Annotated in this window: 25 protein-coding genes; 12 read left to right on the forward strand and 13 right to left on the reverse strand. The window is 66.1% G+C overall.

Annotation, left to right across the window (positions count from 1 at the left end; translation table 11 throughout):
• Positions 1-23: 23 nt before the first annotated feature.
• Positions 24-1160, forward strand: a complete 1137-nt coding sequence (gene lpxB / locus ACE3Q6_RS12390; RefSeq protein ID WP_374432560.1) for a lipid-A-disaccharide synthase — start codon at positions 24-26, stop codon at positions 1158-1160.
• Positions 1161-1184: 24 nt separating this feature from the next.
• On the opposite strand, the gene ACE3Q6_RS12395 is transcribed toward lpxB, so the two are convergent.
• Complete coding sequence (locus ACE3Q6_RS12395) at positions 1185-1664, reverse strand: DUF2059 domain-containing protein (protein WP_374432562.1); 480 nt, start codon at positions 1662-1664, stop codon at positions 1185-1187.
• On the reverse strand, positions 1661-2806 hold the full coding sequence (gene mnmA / locus ACE3Q6_RS12400) for a tRNA 2-thiouridine(34) synthase MnmA (RefSeq protein ID WP_374432563.1): 1146 nt from the start codon (positions 2804-2806) through the stop codon (positions 1661-1663). Before mnmA ends, ACE3Q6_RS12395 begins: the two co-directional genes overlap by 4 nt.
• Before the next feature lie 125 nt (positions 2807-2931).
• Between mnmA and ACE3Q6_RS12405 the strand changes: the two genes are divergently transcribed.
• The 5 genes from ACE3Q6_RS12405 (at position 2932) to ACE3Q6_RS12425 (ending at position 8487) form a co-directional block, all read left to right on the forward strand.
• A complete protein-coding gene (locus ACE3Q6_RS12405) occupies positions 2932-3210 on the forward strand; it encodes a DUF1153 domain-containing protein (protein WP_374432564.1) in 279 nt (92 codons plus the stop codon).
• A 95-nt stretch (positions 3211-3305) separates the two neighbouring features.
• On the forward strand, positions 3306-4013 hold the full coding sequence (gene ctrA / locus ACE3Q6_RS12410; protein WP_374432565.1) for a response regulator transcription factor CtrA: 708 nt from the start codon (positions 3306-3308) through the stop codon (positions 4011-4013).
• A 55-nt stretch (positions 4014-4068) separates the two neighbouring features.
• Complete coding sequence (ligA, locus tag ACE3Q6_RS12415; RefSeq protein ID WP_374432566.1) at positions 4069-6186, forward strand: NAD-dependent DNA ligase LigA; 2118 nt, start codon at positions 4069-4071, stop codon at positions 6184-6186.
• Positions 6183-8267 carry an ATP-dependent DNA helicase RecG gene (gene recG / locus ACE3Q6_RS12420; RefSeq protein WP_374432567.1) on the forward strand — a complete coding sequence of 695 codons (2085 nt, stop codon included), beginning with the start codon at positions 6183-6185 and terminating at the stop codon, positions 8265-8267. The genes ligA and recG overlap by 4 nt, the downstream gene beginning before the upstream one ends.
• 97 nt (positions 8268-8364) lie before the next feature.
• Positions 8365-8487 (forward strand): hypothetical protein, encoded by a 123-nt coding sequence (locus ACE3Q6_RS12425; protein ID WP_295076065.1) that lies wholly within the window; start codon positions 8365-8367, stop codon positions 8485-8487.
• A gap of 113 nt (positions 8488-8600) precedes the next feature.
• Here ACE3Q6_RS12425 and ACE3Q6_RS12430 read toward each other — a convergent pair whose 3' ends face one another.
• A complete protein-coding gene (locus ACE3Q6_RS12430; RefSeq protein ID WP_374432568.1) occupies positions 8601-9044 on the reverse strand; it encodes an iron-sulfur cluster assembly scaffold protein in 444 nt (147 codons plus the stop codon).
• 61 nt (positions 9045-9105) lie between these two features.
• On the opposite strand from ACE3Q6_RS12430, the gene hisI reads away from it, so the two are divergent.
• On the forward strand, positions 9106-9477 hold the full coding sequence (gene hisI / locus ACE3Q6_RS12435) for a phosphoribosyl-AMP cyclohydrolase (RefSeq protein ID WP_374432569.1): 372 nt from the start codon (positions 9106-9108) through the stop codon (positions 9475-9477).
• A gap of 35 nt (positions 9478-9512) precedes the next feature.
• On the opposite strand, the gene gluQRS is transcribed toward hisI, so the two are convergent.
• The 6 genes from gluQRS to gyrA form a co-directional block, all read right to left on the reverse strand.
• Complete coding sequence (gluQRS, locus tag ACE3Q6_RS12440) at positions 9513-10361, reverse strand: tRNA glutamyl-Q(34) synthetase GluQRS (RefSeq protein WP_374432570.1); 849 nt, start codon at positions 10359-10361, stop codon at positions 9513-9515.
• Positions 10349-11680 carry a methylenetetrahydrofolate--tRNA-(uracil(54)-C(5))-methyltransferase (FADH(2)-oxidizing) TrmFO gene (gene trmFO / locus ACE3Q6_RS12445; protein ID WP_374432574.1) on the reverse strand — a complete coding sequence of 444 codons (1332 nt, stop codon included), beginning with the start codon at positions 11678-11680 and terminating at the stop codon, positions 10349-10351. Before trmFO ends, gluQRS begins: the two co-directional genes overlap by 13 nt.
• A gap of 65 nt (positions 11681-11745) precedes the next feature.
• Complete coding sequence (locus ACE3Q6_RS12450; RefSeq protein WP_374432577.1) at positions 11746-12123, reverse strand: DoxX family protein; 378 nt, start codon at positions 12121-12123, stop codon at positions 11746-11748.
• A gap of 112 nt (positions 12124-12235) precedes the next feature.
• Positions 12236-12532, reverse strand: a complete 297-nt coding sequence (locus ACE3Q6_RS12455) for a hypothetical protein (protein ID WP_374432580.1) — start codon at positions 12530-12532, stop codon at positions 12236-12238.
• Positions 12516-12734, reverse strand: coding sequence for a hypothetical protein (locus ACE3Q6_RS12460; RefSeq protein WP_374432582.1), 219 nt, complete (start codon positions 12732-12734; stop codon positions 12516-12518). Before ACE3Q6_RS12460 ends, ACE3Q6_RS12455 begins: the two co-directional genes overlap by 17 nt.
• Positions 12734-15445: a DNA gyrase subunit A gene (gyrA, locus tag ACE3Q6_RS12465; RefSeq protein ID WP_374432584.1), complete on the reverse strand. Its 2712-nt coding sequence runs from the start codon at positions 15443-15445 to the stop codon at positions 12734-12736. Before gyrA ends, ACE3Q6_RS12460 begins: the two co-directional genes overlap by 1 nt.
• A gap of 192 nt (positions 15446-15637) precedes the next feature.
• Here gyrA and ACE3Q6_RS12470 point away from each other — a divergent pair, with 192 nt between their 5' ends.
• Entirely contained in the window at positions 15638-15907 is a 270-nt protein-coding gene (locus tag ACE3Q6_RS12470; RefSeq protein ID WP_374432700.1) for an usg protein, read from the forward strand.
• A 201-nt stretch (positions 15908-16108) separates the two neighbouring features.
• Here the strand turns inward: ACE3Q6_RS12470 and rocF are convergent, their stop codons facing one another.
• Positions 16109-17032, reverse strand: a complete 924-nt coding sequence (gene rocF / locus ACE3Q6_RS12475; protein ID WP_374432586.1) for an arginase — start codon at positions 17030-17032, stop codon at positions 16109-16111.
• A 177-nt stretch (positions 17033-17209) separates the two neighbouring features.
• Here rocF and ACE3Q6_RS12480 point away from each other — a divergent pair, with 177 nt between their 5' ends.
• From ACE3Q6_RS12480 to ACE3Q6_RS12495, 4 genes are all read left to right on the forward strand, one after another.
• On the forward strand, positions 17210-19180 hold the full coding sequence (locus ACE3Q6_RS12480; protein ID WP_374432589.1) for a heme lyase CcmF/NrfE family subunit: 1971 nt from the start codon (positions 17210-17212) through the stop codon (positions 19178-19180).
• Positions 19177-19623 (forward strand): cytochrome c-type biogenesis protein CcmH, encoded by a 447-nt coding sequence (locus tag ACE3Q6_RS12485; protein ID WP_374432591.1) that lies wholly within the window; start codon positions 19177-19179, stop codon positions 19621-19623. The genes ACE3Q6_RS12480 and ACE3Q6_RS12485 overlap by 4 nt, the downstream gene beginning before the upstream one ends.
• 98 nt (positions 19624-19721) lie before the next feature.
• Entirely contained in the window at positions 19722-20492 is a 771-nt protein-coding gene (locus tag ACE3Q6_RS12490) for an enoyl-CoA hydratase-related protein (RefSeq protein WP_374432593.1), read from the forward strand.
• 59 nt (positions 20493-20551) lie between these two features.
• Positions 20552-21763 (forward strand): class I SAM-dependent methyltransferase, encoded by a 1212-nt coding sequence (locus ACE3Q6_RS12495; RefSeq protein ID WP_374432597.1) that lies wholly within the window; start codon positions 20552-20554, stop codon positions 21761-21763.
• 2 nt (positions 21764-21765) lie between these two features.
• Here the strand turns inward: ACE3Q6_RS12495 and ilvN are convergent, their stop codons facing one another.
• The 3 genes from ilvN to ACE3Q6_RS12510 all read right to left on the reverse strand — a co-directional run bounded on the left by ilvN (position 21766) and on the right by ACE3Q6_RS12510 (position 25165).
• Complete coding sequence (gene ilvN / locus ACE3Q6_RS12500; RefSeq protein ID WP_374432603.1) at positions 21766-22326, reverse strand: acetolactate synthase small subunit; 561 nt, start codon at positions 22324-22326, stop codon at positions 21766-21768.
• Positions 22327-22353: 27 nt separating this feature from the next.
• Positions 22354-23355: an acyltransferase family protein gene (locus tag ACE3Q6_RS12505; RefSeq protein WP_374432606.1), complete on the reverse strand. Its 1002-nt coding sequence runs from the start codon at positions 23353-23355 to the stop codon at positions 22354-22356.
• Between the two features lie 64 nt (positions 23356-23419).
• On the reverse strand, positions 23420-25165 hold the full coding sequence (locus tag ACE3Q6_RS12510; RefSeq protein ID WP_374432609.1) for an acetolactate synthase 3 large subunit: 1746 nt from the start codon (positions 25163-25165) through the stop codon (positions 23420-23422).
• Positions 25166-25396 lie beyond the last annotated feature (231 nt).

Consider the following 25396-nt stretch of genomic DNA (forward strand, 5'->3'; position numbering starts at 1 on the left):
CGCATCGCGGACCCATTCCTGCGATGAGCAAACCACGCAAGCTCTTCCTTATCGCCGGAGAGCCCTCGGGCGACCGCTTGGGTGCGGCACTGATGGCGGGGCTGAAGGCTCTCTCGCCCAATGTCGCCTTTGCCGGCGTGGCAGGGCCGCTGATGCAGGCGGAAGGGATGGAGAGCCTCTTCCCTATGGAGGAGCTCTCGGTGATGGGCATTGCCGAGGTCCTGCCGAAATACTTCCACCTGAAGCGCCGCATTCGCGAGGCGGCCGAAGCCGCGCTGGCCAGCGGCGCCGAGGCGCTGGTGACGATCGATTCCCCCGATTTCGGACTGCGCGTCGCGGCGCTGGTCAAGGCGGCGAAGCCCGGGATGCGGACGATCCACTATGTCGCGCCCTCGGTCTGGGCCTGGAGGCCGGGGCGGGCGGCGAGGATGGCGAAGGTCATCGACCATGTCCTGGCGCTTCTGCCCTTCGAGCCACCCTACATGACGGCAGCGGGCATGACCTGCGACTTCGTGGGACACCCGGTCGTCGCCGAACCGCTCGCCACCGCTGCGGAGGCCGCCGCCTTTGCAGGCGAGGGGCCTCTCCTGCTTGCCCTGCCGGGGTCACGCCGGGGCGAGGTGACGCGGCTGGCGCCGGTTTTCGGAGAGGTCGTCGCCCGTCTGAAGGCGCGCCATACGAACCTGCGGGTGGCCCTGCCGACCGTTCGCGGGGTGGCGGACCTGGTCGAGGAGCTTACCGCGACCTGGGCCGTGCGCCCGCAGATCATCCAGGACCCCTCTGCCAAGCGCGGAGCCTTCGCGGCGGCCACAGTAGCGCTTGCGGCCTCGGGGACCGTCTCGCTGGAACTTGCCGCGAACGGCTGCCCGATGGTCATCGCCTACGACATGCATCCGCTGACGCTCTGGCTCATGCGGCGGGCAGCGCTGATCGACACGGTGACGCTGGTGAACCTGGTCAGCGAGACGCGCGTGGTGCCCGAGTTCATCGGCCCGGACTGCCGCGCCGAGAAGATCGCCCCGGCACTGGAGGCGGTGATGGCCAACCCGGCGGCACAGCAGCAGGCGATGGCCCTGACGATGGAGCGTCTGGGCAAGGGCGGAGAGCCCCCGGGCCTGCGCGCCGCGCGTTCGGTGCTGTCGGTCCTGCCCCAGGGATAAGGGGTCACCACCCCTCATTCACTCTTACGGGGCGGGCGCCTCGCCGTTGATGATGCCAAGGACCTGCGGCATCAGACTTTCCATGTTCTCGTTGATCAGCGCCATGATCCCCGGCTGCTGCGCGGCGGTCAGCTGCGGCAGCTTCGCCATGACCGACTTGCCCTCGGGCGTCGCATAGAAATCACGCAGCGCGGTGATCTCGGCCAGGGTCATCATGTCCGCCATGATCCCGGCCTGGTCCCGCATGAGTTTCGTCAGCGGGTCGGTGAAGGTGTCGAGGTAAAGCTGGCGGATCTGCGCCACCTGGTCCTCGGTCAGGGTCTGGCCGCTGGCCGCGACCTGTTGCAGGATCGGCTGGTACATCGTCTCGATCATCGCGGGCATGTCGAAGCCCTGCAGCGCCAGCTCGACATATTCGGCTGCCGCTGTCACCCGCTCCTCGCGCGTTTCGGCAAGGGCGGGCAGGGGCAGGGCAAGGGCCGCTGCCAGAAGCAGGGATTTCACGAAGCGGTTCCTTTCCAGATCCAGCCGCCGCCAAAGATGCGGCTGCCTTCGGGGGCGTAGAAGACGCAGGCCTGACCGGCGCTGACCCCGTCCTCGGGCGACAGCAGTTCCACCTTGGCGGTGGTCGGACCCGTCGGGCGGATGATCGCCTCGCGTGGAGGGCGGGTCGAGCGGACCTTGACCTTCAGATGCCACTCGGGACGGCTGTCGAAGGGCGCGTCGCCCAGCCAGTTGATCTCGCGCACCGGGATGATCCGGGTCGAAAGCGCGGCCTTGGGGCCCACGATGACGCGCCGCGTCTCTGGGTCGAGCTTAACGACGTACAAAGGCTCGCCCAGGCCGCCAATCCCCAGGCCCTTGCGCTGGCCGATGGTGTAGTGGATCACGCCCCGGTGCTCGCCCAGGACATTGCCGTCGAGGTCCACGATCTCGCCAGGGTCCGCTGCGCCGGGGCGCAGCTTCTCGATCACCGCGGCGTAGTTGCCGTTCGGCACGAAGCAGATGTCCTGGCTGTCCGGCTTGTCCGCGACCGGCAGCCCATACTTGGCCGCCAGCGCCCGCGTCTCCGCCTTGGAGGCGAGGTGCCCCAAGGGGAAGCGCAGGTAGGACAGCTGTTCCGGCGTGGTCGAGAACAGGAAATAGCTTTGGTCACGCGCGGGATCGGCCGCCTGATGCAACTCGGGCCCGTGGTCGCCCGTCATGCGCTGGATATAGTGGCCCGTCGCCATGCAATCGGCCTCCAGGTCCTTGGCGGTGGCCAGAAGGTCCTTGAACTTCACCCGTTCGTTGCAGCGGATGCAGGGCACCGGCGTCGCGCCCGCCAGATAGGCATCGGCGAACTCTTCGATCACCGCCTCGCGGAAGGTGTTCTCATAGTCGAGCACATAGTGCGGGAAACCCATCGTCTCGGCCACGCGGCGCGCGTCATGGATGTCGCGACCCGCGCAGCAGGCCCCCTTTTTCGCCAGCGCCGCGCCGTGGTCGTAAAGCTGCAGCGTGACGCCCACGACGTCATAGCCTTCTTCGGCCAGCATCGCGGCCACGACCGAGCTGTCGACGCCGCCCGACATGGCGACGACGACCCGCGTCTCGGCGGGGGGCTTGGCAAAGCCCAGGGAGTTCAGCGGCAGGTCGCGCGGCATGACGATTGTCCGGGTTACGGGAATGATGGGGAATATATGAAAATGCTGTGCACTCTCAATCCCCCGTTTCAGGATTGATTAAGCCTGTTCCGCCATCCTGCCACGAAACCAAAGAGGGAACGGCGATGTTTCTCAAGCGTGTCGATGGCCCCAGGCAGGTGACCCTGCCGGATGGCAGCATTCTTACCCGGGCCGATCTGCCGCCCGCCGATACCCGCCGCTGGGTGGCAAGCCGCAAGGCGGTGGTGGTCAGGGCGGTGGTCTATGGCCTGATTTCCGAGAAGGAGGCGCTGGAACGCTATGCCCTGTCGGAGGAAGAGTTCGCCCTGTGGCGTTCAGCCGTGGCCAAGCATGGCGAGGATGGCCTGAAAGTCACAGCGATCCAGAAATACAGACAACTTTAAGTGTTATTCGACTCACGCTCTGGCATAGTAACCCAACGTTAACCATTGACCGCCAAAGTCGTTAACGATGAACCATCTGAGCGGAGATTTAACGAATGCGCATTCTGCTTGTTGAGGACGACCCTACCACTTCGCGCAGCATCGAATTGATGCTGACTCATGCAAATCTCAACGTCTATTGCACCGACATGGGCGAGGACGGGATCGACCTGGCGAAGCTTTACGATTACGACCTGATCCTTCTGGACCTGAACCTCCCGGACATGAGCGGCCATGAAGTCCTCCGCCAGGTGCGCCAGGCGCGGGTGGAGACGCCGATCCTGATCCTCTCCGGCGCCGATGACACTGAAAACAAGCTGAAAGGCTTCGGTTTCGGGGCCGACGACTACCTGACCAAGCCCTTCCACCGCGAAGAACTGGTCGCCCGCATCCACGCCATCATCCGCCGGTCCAAGGGCCACAGTCAGTCGGTCATCAAGACCGGTCGCGTTTCGGTCAATCTGGATGCCAAGACGGTGGATGTCGATGGCAAGGCCGTGCATCTGACCGGGAAAGAATATCAGATGCTGGAACTCCTTTCCCTGCGCAAAGGAACGACGCTGACCAAGGAGATGTTCCTGAACCACCTTTATGGCGGGATGGACGAGCCGGAATTGAAGATCATCGACGTCTTCATCTGCAAGCTGCGCAAGAAACTGGCCGAGGCGACGGGTGGTGACAATTACATCGAAACCGTCTGGGGCCGCGGCTACGTGCTGCGCGATCCGGCCGGGGCGCAGGCCCGTCTCGCCGCCAGCGCCTGATCTTTACCTTCGCGGGCCCGCCGCCTAACGTCTTCGGGCAACAAGGGGGCGGGCAATGGTGGAGAAGGCGGTCGAGCAGCTGACAGAGGGCGAGGCGCGGCAGGAACTCGCGCGGCTCGCTGAAGCCATCGCCGCTGCGAATACCGCCTACCACACGCTCGATGCGCCCGAGATCTCGGACGCCGACTATGACGCGCTGAAGCGGCGGAATGCCGCCATCGAGGTACGGTTCCCCGGCCTGAAGCGCGCGGATTCGCCGTCGGACCAGGTGGGGGCTGCGGTGGCCGAGGGCTTCGGGAAGGTCCAGCACCGCGTCCGGATGCTTTCCCTCGAGAACGCCTTCGCGGCCGAGGAAGTGGCGGAATTCGACGACCGCGTGCGACGTTTTCTCGGGTTCCAGGGCGAGCTGCACTATACCGCCGAGCCGAAGATCGACGGACTGTCGCTGTCGCTGCGCTATGAACGCGGGGTGCTGGCGCAGGCCGCCACCCGGGGCGACGGTGAGGTGGGCGAAAACGTCACGGAGAATGCGAAGACGATCGCGGACATCCCCCAGCGCCTGGCCGGCGACGTGCCGGACGTGCTCGAGGTCCGGGGCGAGGTCTACATGTCCCACGCCGACTTCGCCGCGCTGAATGCCCGTCAGGCCGCCAACGGCGACAAGACCTTCGCCAACCCGCGCAATGCCGCCGCGGGATCGCTTCGCCAACTCGATCCCCGGATCACCGCCGCCCGGCCGCTCCGCTTCTTCGCCTATTCCTGGGGCGACCATTCCGAACCGCTGGCGGCCACCCAGTTCCAGGCCATCCAGCGGCTCAAGCTGCTGGGATTCCAGACAAATCCGCTGACCGTCCTTTGCCCCGGACCCGACGCGATGCTGGCCCATTATCGCCTGATCGAAGCGCAGCGCTCCACGCTGGGCTATGACATCGACGGCGTTGTCTACAAGGTCGACGACCTTGCCCTGCAGGCCCGCCTCGGCTTCCGCTCCTCCACTCCCCGCTGGGCGCTCGCCCACAAGTTCCCTGCCGAACTGGCCTGGACCGAGCTTCTGGGCATCGACATCCAGGTCGGCCGCACCGGGGCGCTTTCCCCCGTCGCGCGACTGCGCCCCGTTACGGTGGGCGGCGTCGTGGTGCAGAACGCAACGCTCCACAACGAGGACTACATCGCCGGCCGCGATTCCCGGGGCGAGACGATCCGCGGCGGCAAGGACATCCGAATCGGGGACTGGGTCCAGGTCTACCGTGCCGGAGACGTGATCCCCAAGGTCGCCGACGTGGATCTCTCCCGTCGCAGGGATGGCGCACAACCCTATGTTTTCCCAACGGAATGCCCCGAATGCGGCAGCCCCGCCCACCGCGAGGAGGGCGACTCGGTCCGCCGCTGCACCGGGGGCCTGATCTGCCCGGCCCAGGCGGTCGAGCGGCTGAAGCACTTCGTCAGCCGAGCCGCCTTCGACATCGAGGGTCTGGGCGCCAAGCAGGTCGAGATGTTCTTCAAGGACCCGACCTTGCCGGTCAAGACCCCCGCCGACATCTTCACCCTTGCTGCAAGAGACACCGCCAACCCACTGCAGAAACTGAAAAATCGCGAAGGCTTCGGCGAAACCTCGGCCGCAAAGCTGTTCGCCGCCATCGAGGCGCGGCGCACCATCCCGCTTGACCGGCTGATCTTCTCCTTCGGCATCCGCCACGTGGGCGAGGTCGCCGCGGGCCTTCTTGCACGCCATTACAACACGTGGGAGGCGTTCGAAGCCGCCATCGCCAAGGCCACTCCGGGCACGCCGGAATGGGCCGAGCTGAACTCGATCAACGGCGTGGGCGAGGTCATGGCGCAAAGCCTGGTCGATGCCTTCCAGAACCCCGCCGAGCGCGAAGCCATCGACGCGCTGGCAGCGCAGCTGTCGATCCAGCCCGTCGCGGCACGGGGGCAGGTCGACTCGCCGGTGGCCGGGAAGACCGTCGTCTTCACCGGCACGCTGGAAAAGATGACCCGGGCCGAGGCCAAGGCGCGGGCGGAAGCGCTGGGGGCAAAGGTCGCGGGCAGCGTCAGCGCCAAGACCGACTTTCTGATCGCCGGGCCGGGCGCGGGCTCCAAGGCCAAGGATGCGGAACGGTTGGGCGTGAAGATCATCGACGAGGACGCCTGGCTGGAGCTGATCGGCGGATGAGCCGGCCGGAAGCGCTTTTTCCCCTGTTCGCGGGGATCGAGACGCTGCCGGGGGTCGGCCCGAAGGCCGCGAAGGCGTTCGAGAGCCTGGGCATCACCCGGCCAAAGGACCTTCTTTACCTCTTGCCCCATTCTGGCGTCGACCGCGCTCTGCGCCAATCCGTGCGCGAGGTGGTGCCGCCCGCTACCCTGACGGTCGAGGTCGAGATCGGCCAGCATGTGCCGCCGCGCCGGAAGGGCGGCCCCTACCGCATCCATGTCCGCGATGCGCGGGTCGAATTCCTGCTGGTCTACTTTCATGCCCGGGGCGAGGCCTTGGCGAAGCTACTGCCGACCGGCCAGCGTCGCCTCGTTTCGGGCAAGGTCGAGTTCTTCGACGGCATCGCCCAGATGGTCCACCCCGATCACGTCCTGCGGGTGGAGGAGAAGCACGAACTCCCCGCCTATGAGCCGGTCTATCCGCTGGCGGCGGGGCTTACCCAGCGTGTGGTCGGCAGGGCGGCCCAAGCGGCCCTGACGCGGCTGCCCGATTTGCCGGAATGGGCCGATCCCGCGCTGATCCTGCGCGAGGGTTGGCCGGGCTGGGCCGCGGCCCTGCACGCGGCGCATGGGCCAACGGGCGCGGCAGGGCTTGCCTTCACCCATCCCGCTCGCCAGCGCCTCGCCTATGACGAGCTTTTCGCCCACCAGCTGACACTGTCCATTGCCCGTGCGACCCTGCGGCGCGGCAAGGGCATCTGCACTGAAGGCACGGGAGCTTTGCGCGACAAGGTCCTGGAAAGTCTGCCTTATGCGCCGACGGGGGCGCAGGTTCGCGCAGTCTCGGAAATCGCGGCCGACATGGCCCGTCCCCTGCGGATGAACCGGCTTCTGCAGGGCGACGTCGGGGCCGGAAAGACACTTGTCGCCTTCCAGGCGCTGCTGATCGCGGTCGAGGCCGGGGGCCAGGGCGTCATGATGGCGCCAACCGAAATCCTTGCCCGGCAGCATTTCGAAGGCCTCGCCCCGCTGGCCCGCGCTGCGGGTGTACGGCTGGAGCTGCTGACGGGCCGCGACCGCGGGGCCGACCGCGCGATGAAGCTCGAGGATCTCGCCATGGGGCGGATTCCGATCCTCGTCGGGACCCATGCCGTCTTCCAGAAGGACGTCGCGTTCAAGGATCTGCGCCTGGCCGTGGTGGACGAACAGCACCGGTTCGGCGTGGCGCAACGGATGGAACTCGGCTCGAAGGGCGCTGCGGTGGACGTCCTTGTGATGACGGCGACGCCCATTCCCCGCAGCCTCGCGCTTGCCACGCATGGCGACATGGATGTCTCCGTCCTGGATGAGAAACCGGCGGGCCGGAAGCCGATCCGCACTGCGATGGTCTCGGCCGAGCGGCTGGACGAAGTGGTCGACCACCTGCGCAAGGCGGTGGCCGAGGGGCGGCAGGCCTATTGGGTCTGCCCGCTGGTCGAGGAGTCCGAGGTCGTCGACTACGCCAGTGCCGAAGAGCGCTTCAAGGTTCTTCGCGCGGCCCTCGGGGACCGCGTCGGTCTGGTGCACGGCCAGATGCCGCCGGCCGAAAAGGATGCGGCCATGGCCCGCTTCGTGGCCGGTGAGACCGCCGTCCTGGTGGCGACGACGGTGATCGAGGTCGGGGTCAACGTGCCGAACGCGACGATCATGGTGATCGAGCAGGCGGAAAGCTTTGGCCTTGCGCAGCTCCACCAGTTGCGGGGCAGGGTCGGGCGGGGCGAGGCGGCGTCGACTTGCCTCCTGATGTATCAGCCGCCCTTGAACGAGACCGGCCGGCGCCGGCTGACCACGATCCGGGACACCGAGGACGGCTTCCGCATCGCCGAGGAAGACCTGGCGATGCGCGGCGCGGGTGACCTGATCGGAACCGCCCAGTCCGGTCTGCCGCGCTTTAGGGTGGCGGACCTGGAACGGCAGGCGAGCCTGATGGCCTTGGCGCAATCCGACGCCCGGAAGCTTCTGTTGGATGACCCGGACCTGTCCAGCCCGCGTGGCAAGGCCGCACGGGCGCTTCTGTGGCTGATGGACCAGGACCGAGCCTTGCGTCTGATGAGCGTCGGCTGACCCATCGTTCCGGTCTGTTCACGAATGTTCTTAAAAAGTTCTTTACAGGACGTTTCGGATGTGAGAACAATTCAGCAACACGATCATGGAGGACGCGATGAAAGACGCCATGAAGACCCTGCTGAGCCACACCCCGAAAGGCGCGATGGAAGATCTGGTCGGTGTCGCGTCGCTGTTCGTCTTGCTCTTCGCCGTGCTGTCCGTGCCCGGCCTGCACTGAGGTTTCTGCCCCGCGCTCTGTCCCCCAAGCTGACGGTCCGCCTCGCCTGGCCCACCGTCATCCCAGACGCGCCACTGCCGCCGCCATCCTTCCCCGGATGCGCGGCGGTTTTTTCATGCGGCGGCCTGTGCGGCCTCCATCGCCTCGCAGACGGCTTCCAGCGCGAGCAGGATCGAGGCGTGGCGGTTCTTGTAATCGCGCGCCGGGGCCAGGACCTCATAGCCTTGGAATGGCGCGGGGGGGACGGGACCACCGTCCTTCAGCATCGCGCGCAGGGCATCCCTTGCGGCCTGCAACTCGGGCAGGGTGCGGCCGATCACGACCTCTCCCAAAACCGCGGCCGAGGCCTGACCCAGGGCGCAGGCTTTCACGTCCTGGGCGAACTCGGCGATGCGGCCGTCCTTGACCACCACGTCGGCGGTGACCGTCGACCCGCAGAGAGGCGACCGTCGCCGGGCCGTTCCCTGCGGCGCGGGCAAGCGGCCGAGATGCGGGATGTCGGCGGCAAGCCCCAGGATACGGGCGGAGTAGAGCTTGATGAGGTCGCTGTCGCTCATGGTAATCCCTCGACTGACTTCGTATGTAGACCCGGCGCGCCCGCCTGCCAAGGAGAAGCCCATGCCCTTCGACCCGGCCACACTAAAGTATGATGCCGCGGGGCTGATCCCCTGCGTGGCGCAGGATGCCGTCTCGGGCGAGGTTCTGATGGTCGCCTGGATGAACGCGGCCTCGGTCAGCCGGACCCTGGAGACGGGGAAGGTGACCTACTGGTCGCGCTCGCGGGGAGCGTTCTGGGTGAAGGGAGAGACCTCGGGGCACCACCAGCGGCTGGTGGAGCTGCGGGTGGACTGCGACCGGGACTGCCTGCTGGCGCTGGTCGAGCAGGAGGGGCCGGCCTGTCACACGGACCGGCTATCCTGCTTCTACACGGCGGTCCGGAACGGGGAAGAGGTCATCTTCATGGACCCTGTCCACGGTGGACATTCCTGATGCTGCCTTTGCTATCAGGGACTTGGCGGCGGGCGTTAAGGACTTGGTAACCCGACCATGCGCCGGATGTCGGCAGGGGTTGCGCCGTCCTCCCGGTACTTCCGGATCGCCCGCGCATCGTCGCGCTTGGCGAGGCGCTTTCCGTGATCGTCCCGGATCAGGCGGTGGTGGTGATAGACGGGCGTTGGCAGGCCGAAGAGATGCTGAAGGATGACCTGGACGGGCGTGAAGTCGAAGAGGTCCTCGCCGCGGATCACATGGGTGATGCCCTGGTCCGCATCGTCGAAGCTTGACGCAAGGAAATAGGCCACGATGTCCTCGCCCTTGCGCGACAGGACCACGTCGCCGATCTGGCGCATGGCCTGGTCGGGATCGACGCGGTGAAGGCCGGAATGCGCGGGTCCGGTTTCGGTGAAGCAAAGGTCGACGCCTGCAAGAGACTCCAGCGCAGCCGCAAGGTTCAGTCGCAGAGCGTCGCCCGACTTGCGGCTTTCCATTGGACGATGCCGGCAAGTGCCGGGATAGACATTGAAGGCCACACCCTCCTGCGGGGCGGCAAGGGCCGCGCGGATGTCAGACCGGGTGCAAGAGCAGGGGTAAAGAAGCCCTTTCGTCTCAAGGGTTTCCAGGCGGGTGTTGTAGCTGGCGATATGCTCCGCCTGCCGCAGGATCGGCCCATCCCAGGCCAGGCCAAGCCAGCGCAGGTCCTCCTGGATCAACGCGTCCCATTCGGGCCTGCAGCGCTCAAGGTCGGTATCCTCCATGCGCAGCAGGAACCGGCCCCCGGCGGCGCGGGCCATGTCATGCGCGAGGATCGCGGAATAGGCGTGACCCAGGTGCAGTGGGCCGGTCGGGCTTGGCGCGAAGCGGGTTACGAAAGCCATTCGGTGAAGGCCTGCTTCGCGCGGTCTGTATAGGCCTTGTAGCGGTCATGCCGGCCGCGACGCCCGCTTTTGGCGTCGATTGGCGGGAAGAGGCCGAAGTTCACGTTCATCGGCTGGAAGGTCTTCGCCTCGGCCCCGCCGGTGATGTGGGTGACGAGCGCGCCCATCGCCGTTTCGGGCGGCGGCGGCGGAAGCTCGCGCCCGAGTATCTCGTGCGCGGCCATTCGCCCGGCCAGAAGGCCCATGGCGGCGGATTCGACATAGCCTTCGACCCCGGTGATCTGGCCAGCGAAGCGTATATACGGGCGCGACGTCAGCCGCATCTGGGCGTCAAGAAGCGTGGGCGAGTTGATGAAAGTGTTCCGGTGGATGCCCCCAAGGCGGGCGAAGCTGGCGTTCTCCAGCCCCGGAATCATCTTGAAAACAGCGGTTTGCGCGCCGTATTTCATCTTGGTCTGGAAGCCCACGATGTTGTGCAGCGTGCCCAGCTTGTTGTCGCGTCGCAGCTGCACCACGGCGTAGGGCTTCACGTCCGGCTGGTGCGCATTGGTCAGGCCTACGGGCTTCATCGGGCCGTGGCGAAGCGTCTCGCGGCCGCGTTCGGCCATGACTTCGATGGGAAGGCAGCCGTCGAAATAGCCGGCGGTTTCACCTTCGTGAAACTCGGTCTTCTCGGCGGCCAGAAGCGCGTCGATGAACGCCTCGTACTGATCCCGGGTCATCGGGCAGTTGATGTAGGCCTTCTGCTCGTCCTCCGTCTCACCCTTGTCGTAGCGGCTTTGCAGCCAGGCCACGGACATGTCGATGGTGTCTGTATATACGATAGGCGCGATGGCGTCGAAGAAAGCCAGGGCGTCGGCCCCTGTAGTTACGCGAATGCTTTCGGCAAGTGACGGGCTGGTCAGCGGACCGGTGGCGATGATCCAGTGGCCAGATGAAGGGAGTTCGGTAACTTCCTCATAGGACGTGGAAATCAGCGGGTGCGCCTTCAGCTTTTCGGTCACGGCGCGGGCGAAGGGGTCGCGGTCCACCGCCAGCGCTCCTCCGGCGGGAAGGCGGTGTTGGTGCGCCATTTCCATCACCAGGCTGCCTGCCTGCCGCATCTCCCAGTGGATCAGGCCCACGGCATTGCGTTCGTGGTCATCCGAGCGGAAGGAGTTCGAGCAGACCATCTCGGCAAAATCGCCGGTCCGGTGCGCGAAGGTGGCAACCTTGGGCCGCATCTCGTGAATCACCACGGGGACGCCAAGGTTCGCGGCGGCCCAGGCAGCCTCGGAGCCCGCCATGCCGCCGCCGATGATGTGAAGGGGGTCTGTCATGCCGCCGATGTAGGGCGGTTTGCCGGAAAAGGGAAGCCGGGGCGCTTGGCCCCGGCCCGTGGTCCTTAGGCCTTGTCGAGGGCAAGCTTGCCCGGACCGAAGGCGAAGAACATCAGGAAGGCGCCAGCGATCGAGAAGTTCTTGAGGAACATGATCATCTGGATCTGGTCCGCGAGGTTGTTGTGGAAGAACAGGGCGGTGAAGATGCAGAAGGCCGCGCCGGCCAGCGCCGCGATGCGGGTCTGGAAGCCGACGATCAGCGCCAGGCCGAGCGCGATCTCGAAGATGATCGCGGGCCAGGCGAGAAAGCCGGGCAGGCCCACGGACTGGATGTAGCCGGCGGTCCCGGCGACATCGCCGATCTTGCCGACGCCGGCGAGGAGGAAGAAGCCGCCGATGAAGAGGCGGGCGATGAGCGGCGAATAAGCTTTCAACTGGTCCATGATGATCCCTTGAGCGCGTTGTCCCGGTCTATTGCCGGATGCCGGCTTCTTGCATGGATGCGCTTTTGTGCAAATTCCGTGCAGGGGCAGGGCTTTTGTGCGCTGGTGCAGATCAGCGCAGGCGGGCGCGCTGGTCCGCGACGAAAGCGACGGGGTCCAGGACGCTGATGCCCAAGGCGGCAGCTTTCTGGAAGAAGCCGGGGGCCGGAAGGTGGTCAGCCGAAAGCCTTTGGCGAAGAAGCGCGGCGCGGAAGGGGGCGCCTTGGCCGGCGTCCTCCTCCATCAGAGTTTCCAGCCGGGCGGTGAGGTCGGCCATGCGCAGCCCGAGCTCCCGCGCGAGGTCGCCGTAGGTCATGGTCTCGCCCGCAGCCGCGAGGGCCGCAAGGCGGGCTTCAAGCGCGCTTTTCAAGGGCGACGGCGATCCGTTCCAGCGCCAGGGTCTGCCGGGTCAGGACCTCTTGGGTGCGGCGCTGCTCTTCCAGCATCTGTTCCGTCGTCGCAGAGTGCTGGCCGAGGTACTTCTGATATTTCGACGTCTGGTACCGACCGAGGAGGATTGCGCCAAACGCGAAGAAGAGCGCGAAGGCGGCCGTGCCAAGCCAGGCCTCCATCACTCTTCTCCCTGATCGGCGACGCGGGCGACGGAGACGACTTCCTCGTCCGCGCCGATGGCGAAGATCTTCACGCCGCCTGCCGACCGCGAGCGGAAGCTGACCTGCTCCACCGGCGTGCGGATCGACTGGCCAGAGGAGGTGGCGAGCATGATCTGGTCGGAGGTCTCGACCGGGAAGGAGGCGATGATGCGGCCGCCCCTTGGGCCCGGGGAGATGGCCTTGACGCCCATGCCGCCGCGGCCCCGGACCGGGTAGTCGTGGGAGGAGGAGAGCTTGCCCGACCCGCCTTTCGTGACCGTCAGGATCAGGTCCTCGGCTGCCGACATCTCGGCGTAGCGCTCGGGGGAGAGCTGGCCGGCGGGGACGTGTTCTTCCTCGTCGTCGGTGTCGTCCTCGGTGATCCCGGCCATCAGGCGGCGCTGCTTGAGGTAGGCCTCGCGCTCCTCGGGTGTGGCCTCGAAGTGGCGGATGATCGACATCGAGACGACATGGTCGCCGTCCGCCAGACGGATGCCGCGCACGCCGGTGGATTCGCGCGACCGGAACACCCGGATTTCCGTGGTGGAGAAGCGGATGGCGCGGCCGGCTTCGGTGACGAGCATGATGTCGTCGTTCTCATCCGCGATGGCCGCGTTCACCAGGGAGACGCCCTCGGGCAGCTTCATCGCGATCTTGCCGTTGCGCATGACGTTGGTGAAGTCCGACAGGTCGTTCTGGCGGACGTCGCCGTCCGAAGTCGCGAAGACGATCTGGAGGTTGCCCCAGTCTTCTTCCGGCACATCCACGGGCATCAGGGCGGCGATGGTGATGCCGTTCTGGATCGGCAGGATGTTGACCAGCGCCTTGCCCTTGGCGGTGCGGCCCGCAAGCGGCAGGCGCCAGGTCTTCAGCTTGTAGACCATGCCGTCGGTCGTGAAGAACAAGAGCCAAGTATGCGTATTCGCAACGAAAAGCGTGGTAACCACGTCGTCGTCCTTGGTCTGCATCGAGCTGAGACCCTTGCCGCCGCGGTTCTGGGCGCGGAATTCGGCGAGGGGGGTGCGCTTGATGTAGCCGCCCGAGGTGATGGTGACGACCATGTCCTCGCGCTCGATCAGGTCCTCGTCCTCCATGTCGCCGGACCAGTCGGCGATTTCGGTGCGGCGGGGGACGGCGAAGAGGGCTTTGACCTCGCGGAGTTCGTCCGAGATGATCGCCATGATCCGCTCGCGCGAGGAAAGAATGTCGAGGAAGTCCTTGATCTTCCCGGCCAATTCTTCCAGTTCGTCCGTGACCTCCTTCACGCCCATCGCGGTCAGGCGCTGGAGGCGGAGGTCGAGGATCGCGCGGGCCTGCACTTCAGAGAGGTTGTAGGTCCCGTCCTCATTGATCGTGTGCGATGGATCGTCGATCAGGCGTATATACGCGGCGATGTCGTGGGCCGGCCAGCGGCGGGTCATCAGCTTGTCACGTGCCTCGGCCGGGTCGGCGGAGGCGCGGATTGTAGCTACAACCTCATCCACGTTCGACACGGCGACGGCGAGGCCGCAAAGGATGTGGCTGCGTTCACGGGCTTTCCGCAGCTCAAAGGCGGTGCGGCGCGCGACAACTTCCTCGCGGAAGGTGATGAAATGGCTGAGGAAATCGCGAAGGGTCAGCTGTTCGGGCCGGCCACCGTTCAGCGCCAGCATGTTGCAGCCGAAGCTGACCTGCATGGTCGAGAAGCGGAAGAGCTGGTTCAGCACCACGTCGGGCGTCGCGTCGCGCTTGAGCTCGATCACCACGCGGACGCCGATCCGGTCGGATTCGTCGGCGATTCCGGCGATGCCCTCGATCCGCTTTTCGCGGACGAGCTCGGCGATTTTCTCGATCATCGTGGCTTTGTTGACCTGATACGGGATCTCGTCGATCACGATGCCCCAGCGGTCCTTGCGCAGCTCCTCGATGTGGGTCTTGGCGCGGATGATGACGCTGCCGCGGCCCTCCAGATAAGCCTTGCGAGCACCCGAACGCCCAAGGATCTGCCCGCCCGTCGGGAAGTCGGGGGCCGGAATGATCTCCATCAGCTGTTCCATGGAGATGTCGGGGTTCTCGATGAGCGCCAGCGTGCCGTCGATCACTTCGCCCAGGTTGTGCGGCGGGATGTTCGTCGCCATGCCGACCGCGATCCCGCCGGCGCCGTTGACCAGCATGTTCGGGAAGCGGGCGGGGAGGACGGTGGGCTCCTTGTCCTTGCCGTCGTAGTTGTCCTGGAAATCGACCGTCTCCTTGTCGATGTCCGACAGAAGGAAGGCCGCGGGCTTGTCCATCCGGACTTCGGTATAGCGCATGGCCGCAGCGTTATCGCCGTCCATGCTGCCGAAGTTCCCCTGACCGTCCAGAAGCGGCAGGGACATGGAAAACGGCTGCGCCATCCGCACCAGCGCGTCATAGATCGCCGAGTCGCCGTGGGGGTGGTACTTCCCCATCGTGTCGCCCACCGGGCGGGCCGACTTGCGGTAGGCCTTGTCATGCGTGTTGCCGCTTTCGTGCATCGCAAAGAGGATGCGGCGGTGCACCGGTTTCAGCCCGTCACGAAGGTCAGGGATCGCGCGCGAGACGATCACGCTCATCGCGTAGTCGAGATAGGCGGTCTTCATCTCGGCCGCGATGTCGACCTGCGGGCCGTGGTGGACGGGACGCTCCGGGTTTTCTTCTTTGTTGTCAGTATCTTCCGGGGTATCGGCCATGAGGGCGCGCGCCTTCCTTGCGGGATCAAGATTTAGCAGGCGGAAAGATACACCATCCTAGCTATGGGGTGCAATGGCAGCTTGTACCCGGATTGGCAGCCATCAACAAAGAGTGCCAACATACTGTTTTCGTTGATTTTTGACAGGCTGATGTCATGATTCCGTCATGGGCCACCGGAAAGGAGGATGGGTATGGTCGGACGCGAGACGGAACTGATGCTGAAAGGTTATGGGCTGACGACGGCGGAGTTGTACTACCGGATGCCGGATTATCGCAATGTTCTCAACAGCTTCATTTGGCAGGAGTATGACCTGGCACCGGATTACCCCAAGCTTTTCCAGTTCATCGAATTCTGGCAGGAAAAGATCGAGGGCCCGCTGCATTCGGTGCGCTTCACCCATCGCAAACTGATCGCGCCCGGCGAATGGCGCAACGTCGTGGGGGAGTTCCGCATTCACTAAGTTGTCTCCGCTTTGGCGACATTTCCGATGTCCGTGAGGGATTGTTCGAAAATTCCTCAGCGCAAGAAGCTCACATTTTCGAAACAATCATGGCGTGTGGCGAGGTTCTTTTCGTTGTGGATAACTGCTGTATATACAAAGATATATACATCGAAATGTATCTTTGACATCAGGGACATGCCGTCATTTCTAGGCAAATGCCTATTTCGCCCGGGTCGGCCGGTCGAAGACTTTCTTGCCCATGAGGCTGCCCACCAGGTCCACCATCAACCGGGCAGTCATGCCCCGGTCGTCGAGGAAAGGGTTCAGTTCCACGAGGTCCAGCGAGGTGACCAGACCGCTTTCGTGCAGAAGCTCCATCACCAGATGCGCCTCGCGGAAGGTCGCGCCGCCGGGGACGGTGGTTCCGACGGCGGGGGCGATGGAGGGGTCGAGGAAGTCCACGTCAAGGCTAACGTGAAGCATCCCGCCCTCGCGCCGCACGAGATCCAGGAACTCTCGCAAGGGGGCGACAAGCCCGCGCTCGTCGATGACGCGCATGTCGTTGATGAAGATGTCGCGCTCCTGCATCGCGGCCTGTTCGGCCGGGTCTACCGAGCGGATGCCGAACATGCAGATGCGGTGCGCGGGGACGGGGGCCGGGAAGGGCGGGAAGGCGTCGAACCCATCGCGGCCGGCGATATAGGCAAGCGGTGTGCCGTGCAGATTGCCCGAGGTCGTCGTCATCGGCGTGTGGAAGTCGGAATGTGCGTCTAGCCACAGCAGGAACAACGGCCGGTCCTGCCGCGCGGCATAGGCTGCAGCGCCGGCGGCCGAGCCGAGCGCCAGCGAATGGTCGCCGCCCATGATGATCGGAAAGCCACCCTGCGACAGCGCGTCGTCGACCTTGTCCATCAGGATCTCGGTCCAGGCGACTGTCTCGGCCAGATCGTGCACGACAGGATTGGGGCAGGTGAGGGGTTTCAGGTCCGACAGGCTCAGGTCGCCCCAGTCCTCGACCCCGTGCCCCTCGGCCACGACCTCGCGGGCGATCCCGGCCACGCGGTACGCGGCGGGGCCCATGAGGCAGCCGGGGCGCTTCTGTCCGCTGTCGATGGGCGCGCCGATCAGGATGGTCTTGGGCATGGGGTCCTCCTGCTTTGGTCCGGGTGTAGCGGGGGCGGACGCCGGGTGGCAACCGGCAATTCGGCGGGAGAGGCGGCCCGGGGCTGTCATTCTGCCGTGCCGGCGCGGCGGAAGGGCGCAGGCCTTTCCCCCGGCGGCCGCAGCGCCTATCATTGCGACCAACAACAGGAGAGGCAGATGATCGTCGAGCTTGGGCATTTCGCGCTGATCCTTGCGCTGATGGTGGCGCTGGTGCAGTCGACCCTGCCGCTTTGGGGCGCGCACCGGGGGGACGCGCGGCTGATGGCGCTGGCGGGGCCCGCGGCGCTGGTGCAGATGGTGCTGGTCGCGGCCTCGTTCGCGGCGCTGACCTGGGCCTTCGTCGTGTCGGACTTCTCGCTTGCGGTCGTGGTCTCAAACTCGCACACGCTGAAGCCGATGCTGTACAAGGTGTCGGGCGTCTGGGGGAACCACGAGGGCTCGCTTCTGCTCTGGGTGCTGATCCTGGCGGTCTATGGCGCGGCGGTGGCGGCGTTCGGGGGCGGGCTGCCCTCGCGGTTGAAGGCGCGAGTTCTGGCGGTGCAGGGGATGATCGGGGTCGCGTTCCTGCTGTTTCTGCTTCTCACCTCGAACCCCTTCTGGCGGCTGGCGATGCCGCCTCTGGACGGGCAGGACCTGAACCCGCTCTTGCAGGACCCGGGGTTGGCTTTTCATCCGCCGTTCCTCTACCTCGGCTATGTCGGCCTTTCGATGGCATTCAGCTTTGCGGTGGCCGCGCTGATCGAGGGCCGGGTGGACGCGGCCTGGGGCCGTTGGGTGCGGCCCTGGACGCTCGCGGCCTGGGTGTTCCTGACCATCGGCATCGCGCTGGGGTCCTGGTGGGCCTATTACGAGCTCGGCTGGGGCGGGTTCTGGTTCTGGGACCCGGTCGAGAACGCAAGCTTCATGCCCTGGCTTCTGGCGGCGGCGCTGCTGCACAGTTCCATCGTGGTGGAAAAGCGCGAAAGCCTGAAGGCCTGGACGATCCTCCTGGCGATCATGGCCTTCGGCTTCAGCCTCATCGGCACCTTCATCGTGCGGTCGGGTGTCATCACCTCGGTCCACGCCTTTGCTAACGACCCCGAGCGGGGAGTCTTCATCCTGATGATCCTCGGCTTCTTCACCGGGGGCGCGCTGATCCTGTTCGCGCTGCGCGCCGGCGTGATGGAGGCGCGGGGGGTGTTCAGCCTCGTCAGCCGCGAAAGTGCGCTGGTGGCGAACAACATCCTGCTGACGGTGGCGGCGTTTGTTGTCTTTATTGGGACAATCTGGCCGCTTGTCGGGACAATGTTGCTGGGCCGCGACCTGTCGGTGGGCGAGCCCTTCTTCAACGCGGCCTTCTCGCCCTTCATGGTGGCCTTGGCGCTGATCCTGCCTCCGGGCGCGATGCTGGCCTGGAAGCGTGGCGATATCGGGCGGTCCCTGCGCGGGCTGATCCCGGTCATGGTCCTGGCCGTGGCGCTTGGCGCGCTGGCCTTCGCGATGCAGACGGGCCGCACGGCACTGGGGCCGATCGGTCTGATGCTCGGCGCCTGGGTCGGGTTCGGCGCGCTGGCCGACATCTGGGCCCGGACGGGACGCGAGGGGCTGGGCGCGCGGCTGGCCCGGCTTGGCCGGTTGCCGCGGGCCGACTGGGGCAAGGCCACGGCGCATTTCGGCCTGGGCGTCACGATCTTCGCGGTCTCGGCCATGATGTCCTGGAAAATCGAGGACATCCGCGTGGTGCAGGAGGGCGAGACTTTCCCGCTCGGCCGCTACGAAGTGCGGCTCGACAAGGTCGAGGAGGTGCAAGGGCCGAACTACACCTCGACGATGGGCTGGATGACGGTGCTCCGGAACGGCGAGGTCGTCACGGTTCTGAACCCCGAAAAGCGCATCTACCCCGTGGCGCAGATGCCGACGACCGAGGCCGCTATCGACTACGGCTTCCTGCGCGACGTCTACCTGGTGTTGGGCGACCGGCAGCAAAGCGGGGGCTGGGCCGTCCGCAGCTATATCGAGCCCTTCGCCAACTGGCTGTGGGCGGGCTGCATCCTGATGGCGCTGGGTGGTCTTCTCAGCCTGTCCGACCGGCGCTACCGGGTCGCCGCGGGCGCGCGTCGCGTGCCGGCCGGGGTTCCGGCGGAATGAGACGCGCGGCGCTTCTTCTCGCGTTCCTTCTGGCCGCCGCTCCGGTCGGCGCAGTCCAGCCGGACGAGATGCTGGCCGATCCGGTCCTGGAATCCCGCGCCCGCGAGATCAGCCGCGACATCCGCTGCCCGGTCTGCCAGGGCGAGACCATCGACGACAGCAACGCGCCCATCAGCCGCGACCTTCGGCTCATCATCCGTGAACGGCTGGTCGCGGGCGACACCGACGACCAGGTCGTGGACTACATCGTCGCGCGTTATGGTGAGGGTGTCCTTTTCAACCCTCCGGCGGAAGGTGTGAACCTGGTCCTCTGGCTGGCCGGGCCGGGGCTTCTGCTTGCCGGGACCGCGGTCGCGGTCGCGGCAGGGCGGCGGCGCGTCGCCCCCGAAGTGGCCCTGTCGCCCGAGGAAGAGACGCGGCTGCAGGAAATCCTGAAGAAGTAGCACCCAGCACGGACTGTCATTCCGTTCTCCCGTGACGCCGCGTCCGGCTTGGCGCGGGTGCAGGGCTTGTCCATCATGGCCAAAAGCGGGAGGGACGGATGTCGGAACTGGTGAAGATCGAGGTCGAAGGCGGGGTGCATCGGATCACGATGAACCGGCCCGAGGTGATGAACGCGCTGAACCGGCAGATGCGCGTCGACCTGCTGGAGGCCCTGCGCGCCGGCCACTCCGCCCGCGTGATCCTGCTGACCGGGGCAGGGCGCGGTTTCTGCTCGGGCCAGGACCTCACCGACGCCTCGGGGCTGGAGGCCGCGGGCTTCGAGTCGATCCTGAATGACGAATACGTGCCCATGATCCGCGCGATCACCGAGGCACCGGTTCCGGTCATCGCGGCGGTGAACGGCGCGGCGGTCGGGGCGGGGGCGAATCTCGCGCTGGCCTGCGACCTGGTGATTGCCTGCGACAGCGCGGTCTTTGTCCAGGCCTTCACCCGGATCGGCCTGATCCCCGACGCGGGCGGCACCAGCTTCCTGCCCCGTCGCGTCGGCCTTCAGCGCGCGATGGGTGCGGCGCTTCTGGCCGAACCGGTCACGGCGCGTCAGGCCGAGGCCTGGGGGATGATCTGGGAGGCTATCCCCGATGACCGCTTCGCCGAGGTCGTCCAGGCCCGGGCCGCGAAACTGGCGGCGGGACCGACCGGGACCTATGCGGCGCTGAAGCAGGCGATGCGCGGGGCGTTCGACCAGTCGCTGGAAGCGCAGCTGGCCGTCGAGGCCCGGCTGCAAGGCACCTGCGGCGCCAGCGCCGATTTCCGCGAGGGCGTTTCGGCCTTCCTGGGCAAACGCCCGCCGGTGTTCTCCGGCCGCTAGGAACCGGTCTGCAACCCGCGCGTTGTCGGCTTTGGGCGTGTGAAGCAGGAGGGCGGGCGGTGGACTGGAACCGGGCTTTGACGGCGCTCTTGCGCCGGGGGGTGCGCACGGGGCTGCTGGAACTGACCTTTGCCGACGGCTCGACCGAGGTCTTCGGCCCGGGCGGGCCTCCTGCGACTTCTGTCACGCTGCATGATCCCGACCTGCCTCGGAAATTCCTGGCCCGGCCCGACCTGGCGATGGGCGAGGCCTATATGGACGGCCGCCTGACGATCCGCGGCGACGATGTGCGCAGCTTCCTGGCCTTCGCCTTGCGCAACGCGCGCGGCCGCCGCCTGCCGTCCCCCTTGCCGCAGCTGGTGGCCCTGGCGAAAGGTGCGCGGTCCTGGGCAATCTGGAACCGCCTGGGGGTGGCGCGGCGCAACGTCGCCCATCACTACGACATCTCGCCCGAGCTTTATGACCAGTTCTTGGGCGAGACCAAGCAATACACCTGCGCCTATTTCCGCCGCCCCGACATGACCCTGGACGAGGCGCAGGCCGCGAAGATGGCGCATATCGCCGGGAAGCTTCTGTTGCGGCCGGGGATGCGGGTCCTCGACATCGGCTGCGGCTTCGGGACCCTGGCGCTGACGCTGGCGCGCGACCACGGGGTCGAAGTCACCGGGATCACCCTGTCCGAGGTCCAGCTGGCCGAGGCAAAGGTCCGCGCCCGCGAGGCGGGGCTGGAGGGTCAGGTGACCTTCCGCCTGCAGGACTACCGCACTGTGACCGAGACCTACGACCGCGTCGTCTCGGTGGGCATGATGGAGCATGTGGGCCTGCCGCATCTGCGGACCTATTTCCGCAAGGTCGCGGACCTGATGCCCGAGGACGGGGTGGCGCTGATCCACTACATCGGTCGCTGGTCGCCGCCCGACACCATCTCGCCCTGGTTCAACAAGTACATCTTCCCCGGCGCCTATTGCCCGACCATCAGCCAGGCGATGCGCGTGGTCGAACGGACAGGCCTGATCCTGTCCGACCTCGAGGTCTGGCGCGGCCATTACGAGCGAACTCTGCAAGAGTGGCTGAAGCGGTTCGACGCCAACATCGACCGGGTGCGGCAGCTGCAGGACGACCGCTTCGTGCGGATGTGGCGCTATTACCTGCAGGCGGCCGAGCTGGGCTTTGCCGAGGGGCACCTGGTGATCCACCAGCTGCAGCTGGCCAAGGCGCGCGGCACGGTGCCCATGACGCGCGACTACCTGTATCCGGCGCGGAACAGCTAGGCTCAGACGCCGCGCTTCAGCCCCGCGACGCCGGTGCGGGCGATCTCGACCAGTCCCAGGGGGCGCATCAGCTCGGCGAAGGCGTCGATCTTCTCGGGCGTGCCGGTCATCTCGAAGACGAAGCTTTCCAGCGTGCTGTCGACCACGTTGGCCCGGAAGATCTCGGCCAGGCGCAGGGCCTCGATCCGCTGGTCGCCCTTGCCCTTGACCTTGATCAGCGCAAGTTCGCGCTGGACGGACGGGCCTTCGGCGGTCAGGTCCTGGACAGCGTGGACCGGAACCATGCGGCTGAGCTGCGCCTCGATCTGGTCGATGACTGCCGGCGTGCCGCGAGTCACGATGGTGATGCGGCTGCGGTGGCCGGTGTGGTCAACCTCGGCCACGGTCAGGCTGTCGATGTTGTAGCCGCGCCCCGAGAAAAGCCCGATGACCCGGGCCAGGACCCCGGGCTCGTTCTCGACGATGACGGCAAGGGTGTGGCTCTCCTCGACTTCGGACAGCGCCGAGCGGAGGTCGTAGGCCGAGTGGCTGGTCGAGCCCTTCTTGATGTTCAGTGCGGACATGGGGTGCTGCCTTCTCTTGCTATGGGGTCAGAAGCCGATCCACTGGGGACGGCCGATCCGTCGGATGACGGCGTAGATGAGGAGGGGGCCGATGATCCCGGCCAGGGTGCCCAGGATCATGTGGGCGGAAAGGTCGGAGGTCAGGCGACCCAGGACGGCGCGGGTGCCGGCGGAAAAGATGGTGTGGGCCAGGTAGATGCCCATCGAGGACAGGCCCAGATAGGCAAGCAGGCGCAGCCCGCCGTTGGCGCGCCCGCTGGACAGGACATGAATCATCGCCAGCGCCGCCAGCGACAGGACAATGCCAAGGACCTGCGCCGTCAAAAGCGAGGGGGGAAGCCGGAAGCTTGCGGCCTGGAGGCCCAGGAAGACCGCCGCGGCGATCAGGAAGGCGAGGGGGCCCGAAGGTCTCCAGCCGGTCTGGCCAAGGGCAAGACCCGCCAGGAAGGCCCCGGCATAGGTCGCGGCACCGACGGTCCAGGCGTTCAAGCCGACAGGGGTGAAGCTGGAGGCCAGCACGACCAGGGTGGCCAGCGCCGCCCAGGCGGGGGCGGACAAGGGGCCGGTCACGAAGCGGATGAGCGCCAGGACCACGAGGTGCTGCAGGAAGAGCGCCCAGAGGAACCAGAAATGGTCGCGCGGGGGCAGGGGGAAGAAGAGCAGGCTCTCCAACCCCGAAACCTGGGTGTTGGCCGCATCCCCCACCGCCAGCCGCGCGGCGGTGAAGAGGTAGGTCCAAAGCGCCAGCGGCCACAAGAGCCGGGTCACCCTGCTGCGCGCGGCCTCGCCCACCGGGCGGCGTAGCGCCCAGTCCTGGAAGGTGATCCCCGACAGCAGGAAGAAGAGCGGCATGTGGAAATTGTAGATCACCTGGTCGACCAGCCGGAACAGCCAGGCGTTGGCAAGCATCCCGGCACCTTCCAGCCCGCGCCAGGCATGGCCTATCACGACCAGGATGATGCCCACGCCCTTGGCAACATCAAGCGAAATGTCGCGCGTCCGGCTGGGGGCGTCGGCTCTGGGGGTCATGGTCTCTCTGCCTGCCTGAGGCGCGCGGACTGGTCCCCGGAGATCAAGCCGGGGACACTGTGCATCAGACCAGCACTGCGCCCGACCGGAACGCCTCGGCGTCGGCGGAGAGGAGCATCTCGTTATGCGGCTTGCCACTCGGGATCATCGGGAAGCAGTTCTCGTGCTTTTCCACCAGGCAGTCGAAGATCACCGGGCCGTCGTAGCGGATCATCTCCATGATCGCATCGTCCAGGTCCTTGGGGTCGTCGCACTTGATGCCCTTGCAACCGAATGCTTCGGCCAGCTTCACGAAGTCAGGCAGGCTTTCGCTCCAGGACGAGGAATAGCGCTCGCCATGCAGCAGCTCCTGCCACTGGCGGACCATGCCGAGGCGTTCGTTGTTCAGGATGAACTGCTTCACCGGGGCCCGGAACTGCATCGCGGTGCCCATTTCCTGCATGTTCATCAGCCAGGACGCCTCACCCGCCACGTTGATGACCAGCGCCTCGGGGTGGGCGATCTGCACGCCGATGGAGGCGGGCAGGCCGTAGCCCATCGTGCCGAGGCCACCAGAGGTCATCCAGCGGTTCGGGTCTTCGAACCCAAGGAACTGGGCAGCCCACATCTGGTGCTGGCCGACCTCGGTGGTGATGTAGCGGTCCATGCCCTTGGTCAGGGCCTCCAGCCGCTCCAGCGCGTATTGCGGTTTGATCGTGGTGGTGGAGTTCTTGTAGGCTAGGCACTTCACCGCCCGCCATTCGTCGATCTGCTTCCACCACTGCGACAGCCCGCGCTGGTCCGTCTTCGACCCGCGCGCGCGCCATTGGCGCAGCACCTCTTCCAGCACCTTCGTCACGTCGCCGACGATCGGCACGTCCACGTGGATGACCTTGTTGATCGAGGACGGGTCGATGTCGATGTGCGCCTTCTTCGACTTCGGGCTGAAGTCCTTCACCCGGCCCGTGATCCGGTCGTCGAACCGCGCGCCGATGTTGATCATCAGGTCGCAGCCGTGCATGGCGAGGTTGGCCTCGTAAAGGCCGTGCATCCCCAGCATACCCACCCAGTTCTTGCCCGAGGCCGGGTAGCAACCAAGGCCCATCAGCGTCGAGGTGATGGGAAAATTCGTCTCGGCCACCAACTCGCGCAGAAGCTGACTGGCGCGGGGGCCCGAGTTGATGACGCCGCCGCCGGTGTAGAAGATCGGGCGTTCGGCCGTCTCCATCAGCTCCACGAGGCGCGCGATCTGGTCGCGGTCGCCCTCGGTTCGGGGCTGGTAATGGCTGACCTTGGCCTTTTCCGCCGGGGTGTAGTCGGCGGTGGCGAACTGCACGTCCTTCGGAATGTCGATCAGCACCGGGCCCGGGCGGCCGTGGGTGGCGACGTGGAAGGCCTGGTGGATGGTCTCGGACAGCTTCGCCGTGTCCTTCACCAGCCAGTTCATCTTGGTGCAGGGGCGGGTGATGCCGACGGTGTCCGCCTCCTGGAAGCCGTCGGTGCCGATCATGAATGTCGGGACCTGGCCAGTCAGGACCACGATCGGGATCGAATCCATCAGCGCGTCGGTCAGGCCGGTCACGGCATTGGTCGCGCCGGGACCCGAGGTCACCAGCGCCACGCCGGGCTTGCCCGTGCTGCGCGCGTAGCCCTCGGCCATGTGGACGGCACCCTGTTCATGGCGGACAAGGATGTGGCGGATGTCGTTCTGCAGGAAGAGCTCGTCATAGATCGGAAGCACCGCGCCGCCGGGATAGCCGAAGACGACCTCGACACCCTGATCCTTCAGGGCCTGGACCACCATCTTCGCACCGGTCATCTGCTTCGACATCGCTCTTCTCCGCTTCCTTCGCAACAAAAAGCCCCCGGAAGTTTCCTTCGGGGGCGCATGGGAACCACTATGGTCAACCGTCACCGGCCCATGCGCTTCCTTCCTACGATGACAAGAAGTCTGGCCATTCGGACCACCCTTGACGTTTCGGTCGGTAAGGTAGGGGCGGATATGCCGGGCTTCAACCGGATTTGCAATACGAAAATGTCGCTTCATAGCGCATATTTTGAA

Source organism: Tabrizicola sp. (assembly GCF_041913445.1).
In the GTDB taxonomy this organism is placed as follows: Bacteria; Pseudomonadota; Alphaproteobacteria; order Rhodobacterales; family Rhodobacteraceae; genus Tabrizicola.